The organism is Pontimicrobium sp. MEBiC01747, from assembly GCF_053601635.1.
Window position 1 is genome coordinate 1 of record NZ_JBSHNS010000254.1, and the last position, 5024, is coordinate 5024.

Consider the following 5024-nt stretch of genomic DNA (forward strand, 5'->3'; position numbering starts at 1 on the left):
ATGGAGATGGAAAACTATCAAAAAAAGAAATTGTAAAACTTCTTAAGCAAGCAGAAATAAGTGGTTTTATTAGAGGTATAGTGGCTTCTAAATTAATTGAAGGTTACGATAAAAATGAAGATGAGCAAATAGATTGGACAGAATTTAAAATAGCCATAAACGAAATCTCTAAAGATTAACCTAAAGTCGTAAGCATATTGAAAAATAATGTATTACAATTTCTACGCTTACTATTGTGGGCAATAGTATTTTGGATTCTTGCATTGTGTCTATTCATAACTATTAGATACTATGCAATAGGAGAGCTCGAAACAGGAATAGAAAATGACATCTCTATAATACAATGGCTGTTTAATTTCGGAATTATTTCTGGAGTAATAGTAGGTACTTTTTATGCTATAGTCGATTTTTTGTTCGATAAATATGTGTCCAAAAAATTATCAATAGGTTTAGTTTTTATTCAAAAGTCTATAATATATCTATTTAGTTTAATTATTTCTATAACATTTATATCTAGAAAAGTAGAAGAATTTGGAGATGTAAATTTGCCCAATGATGTTTCAGGGTGGTGGATAAAAAGTAAAGTATTTTGGTTAATAATAGTCTATTTTATTATATGCTCGTTAGTTTTTGCATTTATAAAAATAGCAAATCAAAAATTTGGTAAAGGCATATTTATAAAGCTTTTAATAGGTCATTATAAGAAGCCAAGAGAAGAAAAGCGTATTTTTATGTTTCTAGACCTACAAGCATCAACAACAATAGCAGAGCAATTAGGGCATTATAAATATAGTGAGTTTATACAAGAATGTTTTTACGATTTAAATATAGTAATAACAAAGTATAATGCAGATATATATCAATATGTAGGAGACGAAGCAGTACTCAGTTGGCCATACACTAAAGGAATCGTTAAAAATAATTGTATCGAATTATTTTATAGTTTTGAAGCTAGGTTATTAAAGAAAGAAAAGCAATACATGCAAAAATACGGAGTGTATCCTAAATTCAAAGCAGGAGTACATGGAGGAGATTTAATTGTAACAGAAGTAGGCACCGTTAAAAAAGAAATAGCCTATCATGGAGATGTAATAAATACAACAGCAAGAATACAAGGAGAATGTAATAAATACAAACAAAGGTTATTAATATCTGAAAGCCTATTAAGAGATTTAAAATTAAAAAATAACTATAGTACTACAGAAATAGGAAATATAGCCTTAAAAGGAAAAGAAGAAAAGGTAACTTTATTTACAATAAATAAAGTTTAAGTTTAGAATAAAAAAAATCCGATTCAATTAAGAATCGGATTTCCTTTATATAAGCGAAATGATATTAGTCAAGGCAAAATGCCTTATTTAATTTTATTTACTACAGCTTCAAAAGCCTCAGGGTTATTCATTGCTAAATCAGCTAAAACCTTACGGTTTAATTCGATATTATTAGCTTTTAATTTCCCCATAAATTGAGAGTAAGACATACCGTGTAATCTAGCTCCTGCGTTAATACGCGTAATCCATAATGCACGAAATGTTCTCTTTTTGTTTCTACGGTCTCTGTATGCATATTGCATAGCTTTATCAACCGCGTTTTTTGCTACTGTCCAAACGTTTTTACGACGTCCAAAGTAACCTTTTGCTTGTTTAAGCACCTTTTTTCTTCTGGCTCTTTTGGCAACAGAATTTACTGATCTAGGCATAGTTTTAAATTTTTTTGTAGTAGGCGGTCTTTAAATCGACACTTTCTAATTTGTATAAAAATCGTAAATCAAAAATCTACAATCGTTAATCAAATGGCCTAACTCCAGGGTTTATAAATATTAATTTTAACCAATTAAGGTAATGTTACTTTAAACGCATCATTACTTTAATGTTGTTCTCATCTGCAGGGTGTACTAAAGTACTGTGCGTTAGAGCTAGCTTACGTTTCTTAGACTTCTTTGTTAAGATGTGACTCTTAAACGCGTGCTTTCTTTTAATTTTACCAGTACCAGTAAGCTTAAAACGCTTCTTAGCACTAGATTTTGTTTTCATTTTAGGCATCTTGTTTCCTAGGTTTTAATTATCTCGCTTATAATATTTTACACCTTAATTAAGGCTAGTCTTTACTTTTTTGGAGCAATAAACATGGTCATACGCTTACCCTCTAATCTTGGCATTTGTTCTACTTTACCAAACTCCTCAAGATCTTGAGCCAAACGTAATAATAAAATTTGTCCTTGCTCTTTAAACACGATAGAACGTCCTTTAAAAAATACAAAAGCCTTAAGCTTTGCACCCTCTTTAAGAAACTTCTCAGCATGTTTCTTTTTAAACTCGTAATCATGATCATCTGTTTGAGGACCAAAACGAATCTCTTTAATAACAACTTTAGTTGCTTTAGACTTTATAGCCTTATCACGTTTCTTCTGCTCGTATAAGAACTTTTTATAGTCCATGACTTTACAAACAGGCGGATCGGCTTTTGGTGATATTTCAACAAGGTCTAATTCTTGCTCCGTTGCTATTGCTAATGCTTCTCTAGTAGAATATATTCCTACTTCAACATTATCTCCAACTAGACGCACTTTTTCAGCTCTAATTTTAGAGTTAATTCTGTGTTGGTCTTCTTTAATTACTCTTAAAGGGCCTTTTGATCTTTTTCTACGTATTGCTATGACTTCTAAGGTTTTAGTTAAACTTATTTAAAATTGTTTTAATGTCTTATTTATTTCTGTTTTTACAATTTCCGAAAACTCATCTACACTAATTGTGCCTAAATCATCTCCGCCATGTTGTCTAACAGATATTTTATTTTCTTTCTCTTCATTCTCGCCAATAATAATCATATATGGCGTTTTACTCATCTCCGCTTCTCGTATTTTCTTACCAATAGTCTCATTTCTATTGTCTACAAGGGCGCGAATTTCGTGATTTTCTAACAAATTTAAAACTTTTTCTCCGTATTTTTCATATTTCTCACTAAGAGTTAGCACAGAAACTTGATTTGGCATTAGCCAAAGCGGGAAATTTCCACCAGTATGTTCTAGTAAAATAGCAATAAAACGTTCCATACTACCAAAAGGAGCACGATGAATCATTACAGGTCTGTGTAGCTCATTGTCACTACCCTTATAAGTCAAATCAAAACGCTCAGGTAAGTTGTAATCAACCTGTATAGTCCCTAATTGCCATTGTCTACCCAAAGCATCCTTAACCATAAAGTCTAACTTAGGGCCGTAAAAAGCAGCTTCACCCTCTTCAATAACATAATCTAAGCCCTTGTCTTTAGCAGCACTAATAATTGCCTGTTCAGCTTTTTCCCAGTTCTCAACATTACCAATATACTTCTCTGGATTTTCAGGATCTCTAACAGAAACCTGAGCCGTAAAGTTTTCAAAACCTAGAGAGCCAAAAACATATAAAACTAAATCAATAACATTTTTAAATTCCTCATCCAATTGATCTGGAGTACAAAATAAGTGAGCATCATCCTGAGTAAACCCTCTAACACGAGTTAAGCCATGTAGTTCTCCACTCTGCTCATATCTATAAACAGTACCAAATTCAGCATAACGCTTCGGTAAATCCTTATAAGACCATTGGCTGTTATTATAAACCTCACAATGATGAGGACAATTCATAGGCTTTAATAAAAACTCTTCATCATCTTTAGGCGTTTTTATAGGTTGAAAACTATCTTCACCATATTTTGCATAATGACCAGAAGTAACATAAAGTTCTTTTTGCCCAATATGAGGTGTCATTACCATCTCGTAGCCAGCTTTCTTTTGTGCAGCCTTTAAAAAATTCTCTAAACGTTCACGTAAAGCAGCACCCTTAGGTAACCATAAAGGCAAACCAGCACCAACTTTCTGAGAAAAAGTAAATAACTCCAACTCCTTACCAAGTTTTCTATGGTCACGCTTTTTAGCCTCTTCCAATAAATGTAAATACTCCGTTAGCTCTTTTTGCTTAGGAAACGAAATACCATAAACACGAGTCAGTTGTTGTTTGGTTTCATCACCTCTCCAATACGCACCAGCAACAGATAATATTTTTACAGCCTTAATAATTCCAGTGTTTGGAATATGGCCACCACGACATAAATCTGTAAACGTTGAATGATCACAAAAAGTAATTGTGCCATCCTCTAAATTTTCAATCAATTCCGTTTTAAAAGGATTGTCTTTATATAAATCCAAAGCATCAGCTTTAGAAACAGAACGCATTTTAAAATCATGCTTTCCACGAGCAATCTCTAACATTTTAGTTTCAATAGCCTTAAAATCTTTGTCAGAAATAGAAGTCTCACCAAAATCAACATCATAATAAAAACCATTATCAATAGCAGGACCAATCGTTAACTTAGCATTAGGATATAATTCCTCAATAGCCTGAGCTAAAACGTGAGCCGAAGAATGCCAAAATGCTTTTTTACCATCATCCGTCTTCCAAGTATGTAAAACTAAAGACCCGTCGGTGGTTAAAGGCGTAGTCGTTTCAACGGCAGTACCATTAAAATTTGCAGAAATAACATTTCTAGCCAAGCCTTCACTAATACTTTTAGCAACATCCATTGCAGTAGAACGTTCCTCAAAAGATTTAACACTCCCATCGGGTAAAGTAATCTGTATCATAAAAAGTTTTAAAATTCAAGCAACAAAGATAATAGGTTAACAATAGACAAGCAACACATAAAACTGTATTTTTAATATAACTTTTCTCTATGGCGTTCCCTAATTACAAAGCAAGAAAAGCTTAGTAATAAGGTCGGGCTTTCATTACTCGCTCTTTTCAAGGAGCTTAAACAAGCCATTCAATCCCTAACGCAAGAGAGCATTAAACAAAAGAGAAAAAGATAAAGATTGAAGAAATCAATAAGCAAAAACAAGAGGGAAGCATAACTTTAAAAGCAGAGATAAAAAAAAGACAAGGCCCTTAAAAAATAGATAACCCCCACAAGAGTAAAAACCAACCAAAAACGCGTATATATAATAAGGACAAGAAGAAAAAAAACACTCCTTAAAAAAACTAAAAAAAAAG

5 protein-coding genes are annotated in these 5024 nt (G+C 32.4%); 1 reads left to right on the forward strand and 4 read right to left on the reverse strand.

The genetic code is table 11. The features are described from left to right. Positions 1-197: 197 nt before the first annotated feature. A complete protein-coding gene (locus tag ACVC2P_RS08130) occupies positions 198-1271 on the forward strand; it encodes an adenylate/guanylate cyclase domain-containing protein (protein ID WP_452597980.1) in 1074 nt (357 codons plus the stop codon). 83 nt (positions 1272-1354) lie between these two features. Here ACVC2P_RS08130 and rplT read toward each other — a convergent pair whose 3' ends face one another. The 4 genes from rplT to thrS form a co-directional block, all read right to left on the reverse strand. Continuing rightward, complete coding sequence (rplT, locus tag ACVC2P_RS08135) at positions 1355-1699, reverse strand: 50S ribosomal protein L20 (RefSeq protein ID WP_452597981.1); 345 nt, start codon at positions 1697-1699, stop codon at positions 1355-1357. Between the two features lie 145 nt (positions 1700-1844). Continuing rightward, complete coding sequence (gene rpmI / locus ACVC2P_RS08140) at positions 1845-2042, reverse strand: 50S ribosomal protein L35 (RefSeq protein WP_076733479.1); 198 nt, start codon at positions 2040-2042, stop codon at positions 1845-1847. A 62-nt stretch (positions 2043-2104) separates the two neighbouring features. Continuing rightward, on the reverse strand, positions 2105-2614 hold the full coding sequence (gene infC / locus ACVC2P_RS08145; RefSeq protein WP_452597983.1) for a translation initiation factor IF-3: 510 nt from the start codon (positions 2612-2614) through the stop codon (positions 2105-2107). Between the two features lie 69 nt (positions 2615-2683). After that, the gene (gene thrS, locus ACVC2P_RS08150) at positions 2684-4618 is read right to left on the reverse strand and encodes a threonine--tRNA ligase (protein ID WP_452597982.1); all 1935 of its coding nucleotides are present in this window, start codon (positions 4616-4618) and stop codon (positions 2684-2686) included. Between the last annotated feature and the right edge of the window lie 406 nt (positions 4619-5024).

Coding starts and splice junctions, on each gene's coding strand:
- rplT (WP_452597981.1), bottom strand. CDS start 1,699: ATGCCTAGATCAGTAAATTCTGTTGCCAAAAGAGCCAGAAGAAAAAAG.
- rpmI (WP_076733479.1), bottom strand. CDS start 2,042: ATGCCTAAAATGAAAACAAAATCTAGTGCTAAGAAGCGTTTTAAGCTT.
- thrS (WP_452597982.1), bottom strand. CDS start 4,618: ATGATACAGATTACTTTACCCGATGGGAGTGTTAAATCTTTTGAGGAA.